This is a genomic window from Lacinutrix iliipiscaria (assembly GCF_042686125.1).
GTDB lineage: Bacteria > Bacteroidota > Bacteroidia > Flavobacteriales > Flavobacteriaceae > Oceanihabitans > Oceanihabitans iliipiscarium.
The window spans coordinates 35,146-51,550 of the sequence record NZ_JBHUOV010000008.1; the positions used below are offsets into that span (position 1 = coordinate 35,146).

17 protein-coding genes are annotated in these 16,405 nt (G+C 35.0%); 14 read left to right on the top strand and 3 right to left on the bottom strand.

The window, feature by feature from the left end:
• The first annotated feature begins 34 nt into the window (after positions 1 to 34).
• The 14 genes from ACFS5M_RS12020 (at position 35) to ACFS5M_RS12085 (ending at position 13,551) form a co-directional block, all read left to right on the top strand.
• Positions 35 to 1,207, top strand: a complete 1,173-nt coding sequence (locus ACFS5M_RS12020) for a 3-hydroxyacyl-CoA dehydrogenase NAD-binding domain-containing protein (RefSeq protein ID WP_183490297.1) — start codon at positions 35 to 37, stop codon at positions 1,205 to 1,207.
• Positions 1,207 to 1,614: a PaaI family thioesterase gene (locus ACFS5M_RS12025; protein WP_183490299.1), complete on the top strand. Its 408-nt coding sequence runs from the start codon at positions 1,207 to 1,209 to the stop codon at positions 1,612 to 1,614. The genes ACFS5M_RS12020 and ACFS5M_RS12025 overlap by 1 nt, the downstream gene beginning before the upstream one ends.
• Positions 1,611 to 2,156, top strand: a complete 546-nt coding sequence (locus tag ACFS5M_RS12030; RefSeq protein WP_183490301.1) for a hypothetical protein — start codon at positions 1,611 to 1,613, stop codon at positions 2,154 to 2,156. Before ACFS5M_RS12025 ends, ACFS5M_RS12030 begins: the two co-directional genes overlap by 4 nt.
• A 1-nt stretch (position 2,157) precedes the next feature.
• A complete protein-coding gene (gene pcaF, locus ACFS5M_RS12035; protein WP_183490303.1) occupies positions 2,158 to 3,366 on the top strand; it encodes a 3-oxoadipyl-CoA thiolase in 1,209 nt (402 codons plus the stop codon).
• Positions 3,367 to 3,368: 2 nt separating this feature from the next.
• Positions 3,369 to 5,867, top strand: coding sequence for a phenylacetic acid degradation bifunctional protein PaaZ (paaZ, locus tag ACFS5M_RS12040; protein ID WP_183490305.1), 2,499 nt, complete (start codon positions 3,369 to 3,371; stop codon positions 5,865 to 5,867).
• A gap of 5 nt (positions 5,868 to 5,872) precedes the next feature.
• Positions 5,873 to 6,622, top strand: coding sequence for an enoyl-CoA hydratase/isomerase family protein (locus tag ACFS5M_RS12045; RefSeq protein ID WP_183490308.1), 750 nt, complete (start codon positions 5,873 to 5,875; stop codon positions 6,620 to 6,622).
• Complete coding sequence (locus ACFS5M_RS12050) at positions 6,622 to 7,218, top strand: acyltransferase (RefSeq protein ID WP_183490311.1); 597 nt, start codon at positions 6,622 to 6,624, stop codon at positions 7,216 to 7,218. The genes ACFS5M_RS12045 and ACFS5M_RS12050 overlap by 1 nt, the downstream gene beginning before the upstream one ends.
• 216 nt (positions 7,219 to 7,434) lie before the next feature.
• Entirely contained in the window at positions 7,435 to 7,557 is a 123-nt protein-coding gene (locus ACFS5M_RS12055; RefSeq protein ID WP_379898947.1) for a hypothetical protein, read from the top strand.
• Entirely contained in the window at positions 7,557 to 7,877 is a 321-nt protein-coding gene (locus tag ACFS5M_RS12060; protein ID WP_183490314.1) for a GIY-YIG nuclease family protein, read from the top strand. Before ACFS5M_RS12055 ends, ACFS5M_RS12060 begins: the two co-directional genes overlap by 1 nt.
• Positions 7,867 to 9,189 carry a dihydrolipoamide acetyltransferase family protein gene (locus tag ACFS5M_RS12065; RefSeq protein WP_379898950.1) on the top strand — a complete coding sequence of 441 codons (1,323 nt, stop codon included), beginning with the start codon at positions 7,867 to 7,869 and terminating at the stop codon, positions 9,187 to 9,189. The genes ACFS5M_RS12060 and ACFS5M_RS12065 overlap by 11 nt, the downstream gene beginning before the upstream one ends.
• A gap of 130 nt (positions 9,190 to 9,319) precedes the next feature.
• Entirely contained in the window at positions 9,320 to 11,365 is a 2,046-nt protein-coding gene (locus ACFS5M_RS12070; RefSeq protein WP_183490317.1) for an alpha-ketoacid dehydrogenase subunit alpha/beta, read from the top strand.
• Between the two features lie 32 nt (positions 11,366 to 11,397).
• Positions 11,398 to 12,498: a bestrophin family protein gene (locus ACFS5M_RS12075; RefSeq protein ID WP_183490320.1), complete on the top strand. Its 1,101-nt coding sequence runs from the start codon at positions 11,398 to 11,400 to the stop codon at positions 12,496 to 12,498.
• Positions 12,499 to 12,570: 72 nt separating this feature from the next.
• Positions 12,571 to 12,930 (top strand): hypothetical protein, encoded by a 360-nt coding sequence (locus ACFS5M_RS12080; protein ID WP_183490323.1) that lies wholly within the window; start codon positions 12,571 to 12,573, stop codon positions 12,928 to 12,930.
• Positions 12,931 to 13,086: 156 nt separating this feature from the next.
• Positions 13,087 to 13,551, top strand: a complete 465-nt coding sequence (locus ACFS5M_RS12085) for a hypothetical protein (protein ID WP_183490326.1) — start codon at positions 13,087 to 13,089, stop codon at positions 13,549 to 13,551.
• A gap of 50 nt (positions 13,552 to 13,601) precedes the next feature.
• On the opposite strand, the gene ACFS5M_RS12090 is transcribed toward ACFS5M_RS12085, so the two are convergent.
• The 3 genes from ACFS5M_RS12090 to ACFS5M_RS12100 are packed head-to-tail and all read right to left on the bottom strand — an operon-like array spanning position 13,602 to position 16,368.
• Positions 13,602 to 14,189: a DUF4136 domain-containing protein gene (locus tag ACFS5M_RS12090; protein ID WP_183490328.1), complete on the bottom strand. Its 588-nt coding sequence runs from the start codon at positions 14,187 to 14,189 to the stop codon at positions 13,602 to 13,604.
• A gap of 14 nt (positions 14,190 to 14,203) precedes the next feature.
• Complete coding sequence (locus tag ACFS5M_RS12095) at positions 14,204 to 16,189, bottom strand: urocanate hydratase (protein WP_183490331.1); 1,986 nt, start codon at positions 16,187 to 16,189, stop codon at positions 14,204 to 14,206.
• Between the two features lie 14 nt (positions 16,190 to 16,203).
• On the bottom strand, positions 16,204 to 16,368 hold the full coding sequence (locus tag ACFS5M_RS12100; RefSeq protein ID WP_183490333.1) for a DUF5522 domain-containing protein: 165 nt from the start codon (positions 16,366 to 16,368) through the stop codon (positions 16,204 to 16,206).
• Positions 16,369 to 16,405 lie beyond the last annotated feature (37 nt).

Consider the following 16,405-nt stretch of genomic DNA (forward strand, 5'->3'; position numbering starts at 1 on the left):
GTTTCAAGACAAAATGAACATAAAAACAAAAAAAATGAATATAGGAATAATAGGAAGTGGAACCATGGGAAGTGGTATTGCACAAGTAGCTGCAACTGCTGGTTGTATAGTGAAATTATACGACACCAACCAAGTAGCATTAGATAAGGCAAAAGCAAGTCTTGAAAAAATCTTATCGCGTTTAATTGAAAAAGGACGTATTGATACTTCAGAAAAAGATAGAATTCAAAATAACATTTCTTATGTTAATAATTTAAAAGATTTATCTGATTCTAATTTAACTATTGAAGCCATTATTGAAAATTTGGACATTAAGAAAAAAGTCTTTTCAGAATTAGAAAGCTATGTCGCTGACGATTGTATTATCGCATCAAACACCTCTAGTTTATCAATAGCATCCATCGCTGCAGCGCTTCAAAAACCAGAACGCTGTGTCGGAATTCACTTTTTCAACCCAGCGCCTTTAATGAAGTTGGTTGAGGTCATTCCTGCGATTCAAACATCTAAAGCGGTTCTTGAAAAATCAATCCAAACAATTTCAGATTGGAAGAAAGTCGTCGCTGTTGCTAAAGATACACCAGGGTTTATTGTCAATAGAGTCGCAAGACCATTCTATGGAGAAGCATTAAGAATTTATGAAGAAGGGATTGCTGATTTTGCAACGATTGATAATGCGATGAAGACCGTGGGTGGATTTAGAATGGGACCATTTGAGTTGATGGATTTTATAGGAAACGACGTTAATTACATAGTCACCGAAACAGTTTTTACAGCTTTTTATTTCGATCCTAGATACAAACCAAGTTTTACCCAAAAAAGATTTTCAGAAGCTGGTTATCTTGGAAGAAAATCTGGTAAAGGCTATTATGATTATGACGAAAATGGAAAGAGAGTTGATAATGATTCTGTCACGTCGAGCGCAGTCGAGACGTCGCTTTCGGAACAAATATTCAATCGCGTATTGGTCATGCTTATTAATGAAGCCGCAGATGCCTTGTTCTTAAACATCGCATCAGCAGAAGATATCGATAACGCCATGACCAAAGGGGTTAATTATCCAAAAGGCCTATTAGCTTGGGCAGACGAAAAAGGCATCGATTGGTGTGTTAATCAAATGGATAAACTATATAACGAATACCACGAAGATCGTTATCGCTGCAGTCCGCTATTACGCAAAATGAAAAAAGAAAACAAAACATTCTATTAATGAAAGGCGAAGCTATTCCATATAAAATGTTATCTCAGGATGCGTTCAGCCAATGGATGGGAATTGAGATTTTAGAATGTGAATTAGGGCGTTGTAAAGTCGCCATGACCATTAGAAAAGACATGCTCAACAGTATGAATTATGCACATGGAGGTATTAGTTATACTTTAGCAGATACAGCTTTTGGTTTTGCTGCCAATACACATGGAAAATATGCAGTGTCTATTGAAACAAGTATTAATCATATTGAAGCTTTAAACGAAGGTGATTATTTGGTGGCAGAATCAGTCATAGAAAACGTAAAAAATAAATTAGGCTTCAATATTATTGAAGTCAAACGAGGAGATGAATTGGTCGCACTTTTTAAAGGTGTTGTTTATCGAACTCAAAAAGATTGGGAAGAATGAAACAAAAAATCAAATTAAAGCCAGACAAATTAATGAGTGGGCTAGCTTTTGTAATCAGTCTTGCTACATTGTATGTGTTTTTTTATCAAACCTCATTAATTAAAAAGCAACAATATACAAGTGTGTTGCCATATTTTGAAATTGGAAATACTCAATTAGGTGGTGATTATAGCTTCATTCTTGAAAATAATGGTATTGGACCTGGCTTTATAAATGAAATTAAAATTCATTATAAAGATAGTGTTTACAAAGGGTATGATATAAATGACTTTTATACTGAAGTCATTTTGAAACAAGATACTATTTTAAATTCCCAAAGTATATCACATTCTTCGATTAGAAAAGGAATGTTAATTACTGAAAAAGAGACTCGATATTTACTTCGATTAAAACAAGACGCTGAGAATTTTGACCAAAAGCATTTACGATTAAGGGATTGGTTAAACAAAAGAATTAAGATAGAGATTACTTATTCTTCCATTTATGATGAACAATGGAAGATTATTTTTCCAGAAACATTATCACCAATAAAACTAAATTAAATTGAAAGAAGCATACATCATAGACGGAGTAAGAACTCCAATAGGAAACTACAAAGGCACATTATCTGCTGTTCGCACAGACGATTTAGGTGCATTGGTCATTTCAGAAATTGTAAAACGTAATCCAAGCATTCCAAAAGTAGCTTACGACGATGTCATTATGGGCTGCGCCAACCAAGCTGGTGAAGATAATCGTAACGTTGCAAGAATGTCCTCTTTATTAGCAGGATTGCCATTTACAGTGCCTGGTGAAACCGTGAATCGCTTATGCAGTTCTGGGTTATCCGCAATTATTCATGCCAATCGTGCTATTAAAGCTGGTGATGGTGATCTTTTTATTTCAGGTGGCGTAGAGAATATGACACGTGGCCCTTACGTTATTGCAAAACCTTCAACGGGATTTGGAGGTGATTCAAAAATGTATGATTCTACTTTTGGATGGCGTTTTATCAACCCAAAAATGCAAGAGTTATATGGTACAGATGGTATGGGGAATACTGCTGAAAACTTAGTAGAGAAGTATAATATTTCCAGAGAAGACCAAGATCAATTTGCATATTGGAGTCAAATGAAAGCGACTAGAGCACAAGAAAACGGACGCTTAGCAAAAGAAATTGTCACAGTTGAAATTCAGCAACGTAAGAAAGACCCAATTCAATTTTCAAAAGATGAGTTCGTCAAACCAACAACATCTCTTGAAGTTTTAGGAAAATTAAGAGCAGCCTTTAAAAAAGAAGGAGGAAGTGTAACGGCAGGAAATTCATCAGGATTAAATGATGGTGCTGCTGCAACTATCATTGCTTCTGAAGATGCGGTTAAAAAATATAATCTAAAACCATTAGCTAGAATAGTAAGTTCTGCTGTGGTTGGTGTAGAGCCAAGAATCATGGGTATTGGTCCAGTCGAGGCGTCAAATAAAGCTCTGGCTAAAGCTGGATTAACCATGAATGATATAGATATCATAGAGCTTAATGAAGCCTTTGCAGCTCAAGCTTTGGCGTGTACTAGAGCGTGGGGAATTGCAGACGATGACCCAAGATTAAATCCAAATGGAGGTTCAATTGCAATTGGTCATCCACTAGGAGTGACAGGTGCACGTATAGCACTTTCGGCAGCTATAGAGCTACAAGAACAAAATAAGCAGTATGCATTAATTACCATGTGTATTGGAGTCGGACAAGGATATGCAGCAATTATAGAACGCGTTTAATTATGAAAAAAGTAGAACATTATGTCCAAGGAAACTGGACAACAGGAAAAGAAGAAGGAATACCAATATTAGATGCTGTAACAGGAGAAGCATTTACTAGTGTTGCTATTGAAGGTCTAGATGTTCCAGAAATTCTTCAGTATGGAAGAACAACAGGAGGTGATGTCCTTCGTAAAATGACGTTTCAAGAGCGTGGAAATATGCTTAAAAAACTAGCATTTTATCTGATTAAAAAGAAAGCTGCTTTTTATGAATTAAGCTATAGAACAGGAGCGACCAAAATTGACAGTTGGATTGATATTGAAGGAGGTTTCGGAAACCTTTTCGCTAACGCATCTCTTAGAAAATTATTCCCTAACCAATCGTACCACGTAGAAGGTGATGCTATCGATTTATCTCGTGGCGGACGCTTTATGGCGCATCATATTATGGTACCCAAAAGAGGAGTTGCTGTGCATATTAATGCCTTTAACTTTCCAGTTTGGGGCATGCTTGAAAAATGTGCAGTCAATTGGATGGCTGGAGTGCCTGCTGTAGTTTTACCAGCACCTTCTTCAGCATATTTAGCTGAAGCTGTTGCTAGAGAAATTATTGCTTCAGGAATTTTACCTGAAGGCGCTTTACAAATCATCAACGGAACGGTTAAAACCATTTTAGATACTGTCGAATCTCAGGATGTAATCACATTTACTGGATCTGCTGCTACAGGCAGATTGTTAAAAGCTCACCCAAGGCTTATTCAAGAATCTGTACCTTTTACTATGGAAGCCGATTCGTTAAACGCCTCAATTTTAGGAGAAGATGCCGTGCCTGGAACACCAGAGTTTGATCTTTTTATTAAAGAAGTTCGAAAAGAAATGACTGTTAAAGCTGGACAAAAATGTACAGCAATCCGAAGAATAATTGTTCCTGAAAAACTAGTTGAAGATGTTCAGATATCTTTAGGTAAAGCATTAGATAAAGTAACAATAGGCGATCCAAGATTAAAAGAGGTAAGAATGGGCTCTTTAGTGAGTCATCAACAAGTTGAAGCTGTTAGAAATTCGGTAAATGATTTAGCTAAAGAAGCAAAAATTGTATATGGTAATTTAGATAGTATAGAAACAATTGGTGCTGATGCTAAAAAGGGTGCATTTATTAGCCCTATTTTATTACGAGCAGATCATCCATTCCAAAATACTATTATTCATGAACGTGAAGCTTTTGGTCCTGTAAGTACCATTATGCCATATAAAAACTTAGATGAAGCCATTCAACTTGCACAAATGGGTAAAGGGTCTTTAGTATCATCAATTGCGACTAATGACGATAAGATTGCGAAAGATTATGTCGTTAATGCAGCATCTCATCATGGAAGAATTCTAGTGCTTAACAGAGAAAGCGCTAAAGAAAGTACAGGTCATGGTTCACCTTTACCAAGTTTAGTACATGGCGGACCAGGACGAGCAGGAGGTGGAGAAGAAATGGGAGGGATGCGAGGCATCAAACACTATTTACAGCGCACAGCAATTCAAGGTTCTCCAACTACGATTACTGAAATTACTGGTATTTATCAACCCAATGCAAAATATAAAGAAGCAGAACAACATCCATTTAAATACCATTGGGAAGACATCCAATCTGGAATGTCAATGAAAACGCATAAGCGTACAATTACAGATTCTGATATTATAAGTTTCGCAAATGTGACTTGGGATCATTTCTATGCGCATACAGATATCACATCACTAGATGGGAGTATTTTTGAAAAAAGAACAGCACATGGCTATTTTATTATTTCAGCTGCAGCAGGATTGTTTGTGTACCCAAATAAAGGACCTGTCTCTGCAAATTACGGGTTAGAAGACTGTAGGTTCTTACGTCCATTGTATCATAATGATACCATTTATGTGCGATTGACATGTAAACAAAAAGTAGATCGCGATGTTGCATCTGCAGAGCATCCTAGTGGTATTGTGAAATGGTTTGCTGAAATATTTGATGCAGACGACGAACTGGTCGCATTAGCTACTGTACTAACGATGGTACAAAAGAAACAGACAACTTTAGTCGAAATGACTGAAGATAAAATTCAAGACTGTTTAAATAAGCTTTCTGAGGATACTAAACCGAGTTGGGGAATAATGACACCTCAACATATGATAGAGCATTTAGAATATACTTACCGAATTGCTTCGGGAGAGATTCAAGATTTTGAAGTGGCTACACCAGAAAACATTTTAGAGAAAGTTCATAATAGCTTATACAACTACAAACCGTTTCCTAAAGAATCACATTTTCCACAACTTAAGAAAGGCGAACTAGCAGATTTACAGTACGATAGTTTGGCAGAAGCTATTTCGAAATTTGTAGAAGCAAGACAAGAATATTTAGACTATTTTAAAGAACATCCTGAAGCTAAATTAAAGAATTTAGTTTTTGGTGAATTAAACAAATATGAATCATACTTATTAGAACGTAAACATTTAAATCATCATTTTAACCAATTCGGATTATTATAAAAACTATGGAACCATACGTAAAACTAACCAATAAGAATAGTGTAGGCTATATTGAATTTTTTCATCCAGCACATAATTCATTACCTGGAAATTTATTGTCAGAATTAGCTCGATCGATTACAAATGCTGGAGAAGATGAAAGTATAAAAGTAATAGTCCTAAAAAGTGGAGGTGATCGCACATTTTGTGCTGGCGCAAGCTTTGAAGAATTAGTGTCTATTAATGATGACGAAACAGGGAAAATATTTTTCTCAGGATTCGCTAATGTAATTAATGCCATGCGTAAATGTCCAAAGTTTATTATTGGTCGAGTCCAAGGTAAAACAGTAGGAGGAGGCGTAGGTTTAGCATCGGCAACAGATTATTGCATGGCAACAAAGTTTGCGTCAATAAAACTAAGCGAACTCAATGTTGGTATTGGTCCTTTTGTAGTAGGTCCAGCAGTACAACGTAAATTAGGTCTGAGTGCTATGTCTCAAATAGCTATTGATGCCAATACATTTTATTCAGCAGAATGGGCTAAAAATAAAGGCTTATTTACTGAAGTATATGAAACAACTGAAGCTTTAGACGAAGCAGTAGTAGCGTTTGCTAAAAATTTATGTGCCTATAATCCAAAAGCGATGAGCGAAATGAAAACCATGTTTTGGAGAGGTACAGAAGATTGGGATCAGTTACTTATCCAACGTGCAAAAATTAGCGGACGGTTAGTTCTTTCTGAATTCACAAAAGATAAATTACAATCCTATAAATAATGGTTTATTCTTTTAAAGGTTATACACCAGTCATTCATCAAAGTAGCTTTATTCACCCTTTGGCTGCTGTAACTGGTAATGTTATCATTGGCAGAAACTGCTATATTGGTCCAGGCGCAGCCATTCGAGGAGATTGGGGACAAATCATTTTAGAAGATGGTGTTAATGTCCAAGAAAATTGTACAATTCATATGTTTCCTGGAAAATCAATAACTTTAAAAGAAAGTGCACATATTGGTCATGGTGCCATTATTCATGGTGCTAATATTGGTGTCAATGTGCTTGTTGGAATGAATACAGTCATTATGGATGATGCCAACATAGGTGACGAAAGTATTGTTGGTGCAATGGCATTTATAAAAGCCGAAACAATCATCCCTAAACGTAGTTTAGTTGTAGGGAACCCAGCAAAAGTGGTTAAAGAAGTTAGTGACGAAATGATTGCTTGGAAAACAAAAGGCACGCAATTGTATCAACAATTACCAGCCGATTGCCATGAAAGTTTAAAAGAGGTCGAGCCTTTAAGAGAGGTGCCTCAAAATATGAAAATGCAGGAAGATGTTTATAAAACACTTCGGGATTTTATGAAGAAGTAGTTGGGCGTTACCACAAGGGTCGCGCTTTTCACTATATCTTTTTTAAAAAAAATAAAAAAGGATGCCGTTTCAATCGCTAACGCAGATTACGGTTATAGTTAACAGAATAACAAACATTAAAAAAGCGAGTTGTCATTATACTATTGATGCGAAATCTATTAAGATAAAAAGTTAAAGAAGGTCAAAATTTGAATTTAAACTATAAAAAGTTTAGAAATGAAAGATAAACAGATTCCTGCCTACGCAGGAAATTATGAATTTAAAATGCCCAAACTGGGTGAGAGTATCACAGAAGCAGCCAACTTCCTGCGCAGGCAGGAATCTCATTATAAAATGTAATGCAATTTTGGTATATATACATAATGACAAATAAACCCAATGGAACTATTTATATTGGAATAACAAACGAAATTCAAGAAAGAATAAAAGAGCATAAGTTGAAAATTAGGCCAAAATCATTTACTGCTAAATACAATTGTGACAAACTGGTTTATTTTGAAGAGTATAGTAATGACAAAGATGCTTTAATTAGAGAAAGACAAATGAAAAAGTGGAAAAGAGAATGGAAAATCAAATTAATAGAAGATATGAATCCAAGTTGGACAGATATATCAATAAACTGGAATTTAAACTATAATAAGTTTAGAAATGAAAGATAAACAGATTCCTGCCTACGCAGGAAATTATGAATTTAAAATGCCCAAACTGGGTGAGAGTATCACAGAAGCAGCCATAATTACTTGGTTTAAAAATGTTGGCGATACAATTGAAGTAGATGAAATGCTGCTAGAAGTCGCTACAGATAAAGTCGATTCTGAAGTGCCATCAACAGTTTCTGGAGTTATAGAAAGCATATTATATAAAGCCAATGATACTATTAAGATTGGTGAAACTATTGCAATTATTAAAACAGATGGCAAAGCTTCAATTGCAAATAAAGAAACAAAAGAGAAGGTCACCTCGAACGTAGTCGAGAAGACTTCAAAAAAGAAAGAAAAAGTAAAACCTTCAGTAAAGAAGCTGGCTACTGCACAACAAAATAACAACACGTTTTTTTCACCATTAATCATTTCAATTGCTAAAGCGCAACACATCAGTTATGAAGAATTAGCGCGAATTCCAGCTACAGGTAAAGATGGACGCTTGCGCAAAAGCGATATATTTAATTATATAAACGACGGACGACCATTTCAGTTTGTTCAGCCAACAGCTGAACAGGATCCAACAGCTTATCGCATTCCACAACTAAACCTTGATAAAGGCACAGGAAAGATTGTTAAAATGGATAGAATGCGTCAAATGATTGCCGATCGTATGGTGTATTCTAAACATACATCACCTCATGTAACGGCTTATGTAGAAGCTGATTTGACAGATTTGGTAAATTGGAGAAACGCAAATAAAATCCCATTTCAAAAAAAACATAATTGTAAACTTACATTTACACCTCTATTTGTAGAGGCTGTTGCTAAAGCGGTTAAAGATTTTCCAATGATTAATGTTTCTGTCGATGGTGAAAATATCATTGTAAAGGAACATATTAATATAGGAATGGCAACAGCTTTACCTAGTGGTAATCTAATTGTACCTGTTGTTAAAGATGCAGATAAAAAGCAGCTAAAAGAACTTGCAGCTGATGTTAATAATTTGTCAGCAAAAGCAAGAGATAATAACTTAAAACCTGAAGATATTAAAGGAAGTACATTTACCATTTCCAATGTTGGAACTTTTGGTAGTGTGATGGGAACGCCAATAATTAATCAGCCAGAAGTGGCTATCCTAGCTTTAGGAATTATTAAAAAGCGAGCAGAAGTTATGGAGACTGAACAAGGCGATGAAATTGCAATACGAAGCATGATGTATTTGTCTTTATCTTTTGATCATCGTGTTGTTGATGGTTATTTAGGTGGTAGTTTTTTAAGACGTGTTGCAGATTATTTAGAACAATTTGATACTCAAAGAAAAATATAATTAAAGCTCTGTCATCCCAAACTTGATTTGGGATTCATTTAGTACAGAAGAAAGTATAATAGATTCCGCATCGTAGGGCGGAATGATATAATAAATAAAAGAGATTCCTGCCTTTGCAGGAATGACAAGTATGAAAAAAGAAGTATTAGAAAAAGGATTTTTAAAGTTATGCACTGCTAAGGCAATGTCAGAATTATATGAAGCTAATTTTAAACAAGTTTCTAAATATGTGCATGCTACATCTCGAGGTCATGAAGCCATTCAAATTGCTTTAGGGATGCAGCTGTTGCCGCAAGATTATGCATTTCCTTATTATCGTGACGATGCAATGTTATTGTCGTTTGGGTTGCAACCTTACGATTTAATGCTACAGTTGTTAGCTAAAAAAGATGATCCATTTTCTGGTGGACGTACGTATTATTGCCATCCAAGTTTAAAAGATGATGATAAGCCTAAAATTCCACATCAATCGTCAGCCACAGGAATGCAAGCTATTCCAGCTACAGGAGCAGCTATGGGCATGCAGTATAAAGAATTACAAGGCTTACATGATGAAAAAATAAAAGACTTACCATTAGTTGTGTGTTCTTTAGGAGATGCGTCAGTAACCGAAGGTGAAATTGCAGAAGCTTTTCAAATGGCAGCTTTAAAGCAAATGCCAATTTTATACCTAGTACAAGATAATGGTTGGGATATTTCAGCAAATGCAGAAGAAACGCGAGCGCAAAATGCTTTTGAATATGCACAAGGATTTCATGGCTTAGAAGCCATCTCTATTGATGGCGCTAACTTTATAGAAAGTTATGAGGCTATCGAAAACGTCATAAAAATTATACGTAAAGAACGTCGTCCGTTTTTAGTACACGCTAAGGTTCCTTTGCTGAATCATCATACGTCTGGGGTTCGTATGGAATGGTATAGAGATGATTTAGAGGAAGCACGTTCACGTGATCCTTATCCAGTAATAAAACAACAATTAATGGATAACGGATTCACTAAAAAAGAGATTGATTCCATTGAAGCTTCTGCGAAAGCAACGGTAGAAAACGATTTTCAAAAAGCATTACAAGCCGAAGACCCTAAACCAGAAGATTTATTTACTAATGATTTTGTGTCAACCCCAATTACAGAAGAAGTTGGAAAGCGTTCACCAGAAGGAAACGATAAGGTCGTGATGGTAGATTGCGCTTTATTTGCTGTTGAAGAGTTGATGAAGAAACATAAAGAGTGTTTACTTTACGGTCAAGATGTAGGTGGCAGACTTGGAGGTGTGTTTAGAGAAGCTGCAACTTTGGCGCAAAAATTTGGAGACGATCGTGTGTTTAATACGCCAATTCAAGAAGCTTTTATTGTAGGCTCTACAGTTGGAATGTCAGCCGTTGGCTTAAAACCTATAGTTGAGGTGCAGTTTGCAGACTATATATGGCCTGGACTGAATCAGTTATTTACCGAAGTGAGTAGAAGCTGTTATCTTTCTAATGGAAAATGGCCAGTAAGCATGATTCTTCGTGTGCCTATTGGTGCTTATGGAAGTGGAGGACCTTATCATTCGTCGTCTGTTGAAAGTGTGATAACTAATATTAGAGGCATTAAAATAGCGTATCCTAGTAATGGAGCCGATTTAAAAGGATTGATTAAGGCAGCCTATTACGACCCGAATCCTGTAGTAATCTTAGAGCACAAGGGATTGTACTGGTCCAAAGTAAAAGGAACAGAAGGAGCAACTTCAATAGAGCCAAGTGAAGATTATGTCTTACCTTTAGGAAAAGCATGGCTGCTACAAGAAATCTGGAAACAAGATGATGTAGAAACTTTAACAATAGTGACTTATGGAATGGGAGTGCATTGGGCTTATAATGCTACAAAAGGGATGAGGGATCAAATTGAAATTATTGATTTGCGTACACTTTTCCCATTAGATGAAGAAACGATTATGGCTTCAGTTAAGAAAACAGGTAAGTGTTTAGTCGTTACAGAAGAGCCATCTCATAATAGTTTTGCTAGAGCCTTAGCTGGAAAAATTCAAGAGGAATGCTTTAAATGTTTAGATGCTCCTGTAATGACTATAGGAAGTGAAAATATGCCTGCGATTCCTTTAAATTCTACTTTAGAAGAAACGATGATTCCTTCCACAGAAAAAGTGAAAATTAAAATAGAAAACGTGTTGAATTATTAGCTTTTTGTATCTTCAATAAATAAATCTATAATATGTATACAAAACGTATTTTTCCCATAAAAGTTGTTTTAAAATGGACACGTAGAAGTATTTTAACATTTCTTATACTAGCAACAATTCCAGTTATTTTGTTTGATGTATTAGGAATGAAATGGCTACATGTGCCTTGGTTGCCATTAGGTGTTTTAGGTACAGCAGTGGCATTTCTTATTGGATTTAAAAATAATGCTTCCTATGATCGTTTGTGGGAAGGTCGTAAAATTTGGGGAGGCATTGTTAATATGTCAAGATCTTGGACCATCATGGTTAAAGATTTTATTAATAATGATCACGCCAAAGAGACATTATCAGATAATGAGTTGCATCAAATTCACAAAGAGTTAGTACATCGACATGTTGCTTGGTTAACCGCTTTGCGGTATCAAATGCGAATGAATAAGCCATGGGAACAACTTATGACTGATAAGTCTAATACAGAATTTAAAGACACTTATTTTCTTGTTTGCGAAGACACAATTCCAATTGAAGAAGCAATAAAGCCGTATATTTCTCGAACCGAGTATGAAGAGGTATTTGCCAAAGGTAATAAGGCTTCTCAATTACTTGGAATTCAATCACGACGGTTAAAAGAATTAATGCAAAAGGGTTTAATTGAGGATTTTAGACATATGGAAATGGCAAATATGCTCGTCGAGTTTTATACACTTCAAGGGCAAAGTGAGCGTATAAAGAACTTTCCTTATCCAAGACAGTTTGCAACACTTAATTATATGTTTGTTTGGATATTTATAATTTTATTGCCTTTTGGTATTATGGCAGGTTTTGAAACTATTGGGCATGATATCATAAAGGATTTAGCACAACATACCTCTCAGACTTCTTGGGGACATTTATTGCAAGAGTTTATTGCAAGGCATTTTGTTTGGTTTTCTATTCCGTTTAGTGCATTAGTTGCTTGGGTATTTCACACCATGGAAAAGATTGGAGAGAATACTGAAAATCCGTTTGAAGGAGGGCCAAATGATGTGCCTATTACAGATTTGAGTAGAGGTATTGAAATTGATATTAGGCAACTAATAGATGATACAGACATCCCTCAACCTTATGAATGGAAGAATGATATCGTTATGTAATTAATTTAATGAGAATCATAAAAAAATTGTATATTGTATCACATAAAATTTAAACTGTATAAAATAATTACCATGAAAAAGTATATTTCACTTTTTAGCTTTATTGCTTTATTTTTTGTTGGCGTTCAACAATCTCAAGCACAAGATTCTAATAGAGTTGTAGAGGCAGAAATGCCTGAAGCAATTGCTAAAAAACAAACTCATGAATTACACCAAATGATGGAGTTAACTGGAGATCAACAAAGAGATGTGTACAAAGTTCTAGTTGATTATGAGCAAAACACAAAAGCTCTAAATAGAAATGATAATGTTGCAGCTGTCCAAAAATCAAGAGCAGCATTGATGGAAAATGTTAAAACAAGAATGAAATCTATTTTAACTCCAGAGCAATTCCAATTATATTTAAAGTCTTTAGAAAAGCCAAAGCAATAACATAGTTATTCTAAATCTTATAAAAACCACTCAAAATTATGAGTGGTTTTTTTATTTTATAGCTGGCAATATATGGTTTTTCTTTGGCGTTGATGTTTCTAAAAAAAATTGTATATTGAAATGCTATAATTTACAAATAATTTAAAACTAACTATTATGAAAAAATACATTTCACTCTTTAGCTTAATTGCTGTTTTTTTTATTGGAATGCAACACACTCAAGCTCAAGAGCTAGAAAGAAGAAGCTTAGACAATACTGAAGAAAAACAGAAAAAAGAACACCATGATAATTTAATTCAAAAACATAATGGTCCTCAAAGCTCTGATCAAATTGAAAAAAAGGCAAAACTAAGAATGATTGAAGCTACAACGAAGACTAAAGATGATGTAAGAGAGTTAGATGAGGTTCTTTCATTATCAGCAGATCAACAAAATGCAATGCATAAAGTACTTTTAGACTTAAACCTTAAGTTGTTGTTATATGGAGATGAGGATACTAAAAAGGTGCGAGAAGCTAAAGCTCCCTTAATTGAAGAAGCTAATCAAAAAATAATTAAAGTTTTGGATGATAAACAAATTATTGTCTATAAAGAACATTTAGAAAAGAAATCTAAGAACTAAATTTCTGCTCTCATAAAAAAACCACTCTAATTAGAGTGGTTTTTTTGTTATTACTGTTGACTGCCTGGAGGGTATTTTTCCAAGATTTTAGTTACAAACTCTTGGATTCGTTCTTCTTTCTTGTTTTGAGAAAGATAGCCTGTGCCTTGTCCTTGCCATATTAATTCTTTTTTTCTTGCATCAATCAAATCTATATATAGTTCACCTTCAGTAGATCGAGACACAGAATTAAAACTATTCCAATACCAAGGACTCCAATGCCATCCATAACCGTAATGGCCAAAGCCATTATTATAAACATTAATTTCTTCTCTTGATTTTGTAAAAATACTAACCAATAAATCAGGTTGTTCAGATTTTATAAATCCTTTAGCTAGAAGGTTAGACTCTATAGCACGTAAAATTCTTCGTTTATCGAGGTCGTTAATTTCTGCTTTATCAATTCCTGTTTTATAGAAAGCAAACGTTTTATAATCATCAAAATTTACTTGTTTGTCATAATCTGATGCAACCCTTACACTACTACAAGCGCTTACCAAAAAAAGGATAAGTAGTAGTGATGAGATAAGCGTCAATAATTTTCTATTCACAACTCTAAAACCGTTTAGATGTTGTCGAGTATTTTTTTTTTGTTTCATTTTTCTTTTCTTTTTTATAACGAGTCTAAAAGTGAGTCATCTACTTTGTTTGGAAGAGTTACTTTTAAATTTGGTTCTACTTCCATAGCACGTTTAATAGCAAATTCTGCTCCAGAATTTCTAGCCCAACTTCGTCTTGCGATTCCATTGTTTACATCCCAGAAAAGCATTGATTTTAAACGTTTTGATGCTTCAATAGTACCATCAAGAACCATACCAAAACCACCATTTATAACCTCTCCCCAGCCTACGCCACCACCGTTATGTATACTTACCCAAGTGGCTCCTCTAAAGCTATCACCAATGACATTATGTATAGCCATATCAGCAGTAAATTTAGAGCCATCATATATATTACTAGTTTCTCTATACGGCGAATCTGTTCCAGATACATCATGATGATCTCGACCTAAAATCACGGTTTCAATTTCACCTCTTTTAATAGCATCGTTAAAGGCTTGAGCAATTTTCATGCGACCTTCTGCATCTGCATATAATATTCTGGCTTGCGACCCAACAACCAGTTTGTTTTCTTGAGCGCCTTTAATCCACTGAATATTATCAGCCATTTGTTGTTGAATTTCTTTAGGTGAATTTTTCTTTATGGTTTCTAAAATATAGCAAGCTATAGCGTCGGTTTTAGCTAAATCCTCTGCTTTTCCTGAAGCACAAACCCAGCGAAAGGGACCAAACCCGTAATCAAAACACATAGGACCCATAATGTCTTGTACGTAACTTGGGTATTTAAAATCTATTCCATTTTTAGCCATTATATCTGCACCTGCTCTTGATGCTTCTAAGAGGAAGGCATTTCCATAATCAAAAAAATATGTGCCTTTTGCTGTGTGCTTATTAATTGCAGCCGTATGACGACGTAAAGTTTCTTGAACTTTTTCCTTAAATAATTTTGGGTTGTCTGCCATCATATCGTTTGCGTCTTCGAAAGATATATCAACAGGGTAATAACCTCCAGCCCAAGGATTATGAAGTGATGTTTGATCACTTCCTATATCAATATGAATATTTGCTTCATCAAATTTTTCCCAGACATCAACAATGTTGCCTAGGTAAGCGATAGATACTGTCTCGTTATTTTTTTTTGCTTTATTAACTCGAAAAACCAATTCCTCTAAATCTGTAATTTTTTCGTCTATCCACCCTTGATCTAATCGGACTTGTGTGATTTTAGGGTTGACTTCAGCACAGACTGTTATGCACCCAGCTATGCTTCCAGCTTTAGGTTGAGCACCAGACATTCCACCTAAACCAGAAGTGACAAAAAGATTGCCTTTAGGGCCCTTTTTTATTTTTCTAAAAGCGTTTAGAACAGTAATAGTAGTACCATGAACAATGCCTTGAGGGCCGATGTACATATAACTTCCAGCTGTCATTTGTCCATATTGGGTAACACCCAATGCATTAAATTTTTCCCAATCATCAGGTTTAGAGTAATTAGGGATCATCATCCCATTAGTGACTACAACTCGTGGTGCGTTTTTATGCGAAGGGAATAAGCCCATTGGGTGGCCAGAATACATCACCAATGTTTGCTCGTCACTCATCTCAGCCAAATACTTCATTGTTAATCTGTATTGTGCCCAATTAGAAAAAACACCTCCATTGCCACCATAAGTAATTAATTCATGTGGATGCTGTGCCACTGCATAATCTAAATTGTTTTGAATCATGAGCATGATAGCAGCAGCTTGTTTAGATTTAGCAGGATATTCTTCAATTGGTCTTGCATACATTTTGTAATCTGGACGCAAGCGATACATGTATATTCTGCCATAGGTATCTAGCTCGTTTTTAAATTCTGGTAGAAGCTCTGAATGATGCTTTTTATCAAAATAGCGTAAAGCATTGCGTAAGGCTAATTTTGTTTCTTCAGATGTTAAAATATCTTTACGTTTTGGCGCATGATTTATAGATGATTCATAATCCTTTTGCTGTGGTAAAACATCTGGAATACCTTCTAAAATGTGTTCTTTAAATGTCATAGTTAGTACTGACTTTATTTTTTTACTGTATTAGTTTTTGTATTAAAACCATAAGGACAATGTCTACAATTGCTTTCACAGCAATATCCTCTTTTTAAGTGGTATTGCTCAGTAAAACATTTATAACCTTCAGGAGTTAAGTAAAAATCGCCTTCTTCAATTTTGACAAATTTCTTCATATAACAAAGATAATGTAAATTGGTTTGATTTTTGAAA